Source organism: Actinoplanes sp. ATCC 53533 (assembly GCF_003947245.1).
Genome location: NZ_QHHV01000558.1, coordinates 1 through 906 on the forward strand (window position 1 = coordinate 1; position 906 = coordinate 906).

The following is a 906-nucleotide window of genomic DNA, read 5'->3' on the forward strand; positions in this document are numbered from 1 at the left end:
GAAGAACATGCGCAGGTTCTGGGCCACAGCCAAGTGGTAGCGGGCGAGTCCTCGGCCGGCGGCAGTGTCGGTCACGTCGAGGGCACCGAGGCCCTCCTCGTCGCTGATGAGGACGTTGAATACCTCCTCGGCCGCATGGAACGACACGCCTTCCGGTCGGTAGATGGCTGCGAGGAGTTCTGGTTTGGTAGCGCCCCGCTTGGCCTGCGCGCGGGGAACCAGGGAGTAGCAGTAAAGTGCGGTGGCCATGCGAAGCGCTGGGTGTGGCTGACCGGCATCGGCACCACGATCGGTGAGGATCTCGTCGAGTTCCCGAGCCCGTCCTTGAGTTCCGTCCTTGGTTACCACGTCGGTCGCAGCAACCTGGCGGAAGCCTTGGACTGCTCGCTCATTGCCGTGCAGAAGACCCGAGGACAGAATCTGCTCGACCACCACGGGAAGCGGTAGGTCACCGACACCGACTAGCTCAGGGGCCCAATGGCCGGCGGTGTGTTCGCGGATCCAGTGGTAGGCAGTCGCTGCGAAAATCTCTACCGTGGAGCGAACTCGCTGGAAGCCGGCGTGGCGGGACCAGTCTTCTCTTACGAGTGCCATGAGGTCCGGTGAGAAGGGATAACTCGTAGCCAGCCGATCACTGAAGCCTGCGAGGTTGCGGCTGGCACCGAGACGCCCGAACACCTGCTCCTGCCAGGCGCTGTCCGCGCCGGCACGCCATTGGGCGGCCAAGAGCTGAATCGGCAGATCGGTGGCCCGGTCGAAGAGGCGGCGGCGGATGATCGCAGAGAAGTCCTGGGCTTCGGTCACGGCGACGGTGATCCCGTTGCGCTCCAGGCGTGTGGCCACGTAGGAGCGGAAGTCCTCGGCTTCCACGGTGTAGCCGCGTTCGTCGAGGTCCGATCGGATCAT

The 906-nt window shown here is 64.7% G+C and carries 1 protein-coding gene; it reads right to left on the reverse strand.

The window, feature by feature from the left end:
• Positions 1-906: hypothetical protein (locus DMB66_RS62245; protein WP_199753318.1), on the reverse strand; the 906-nt coding region annotated here is incomplete at both ends.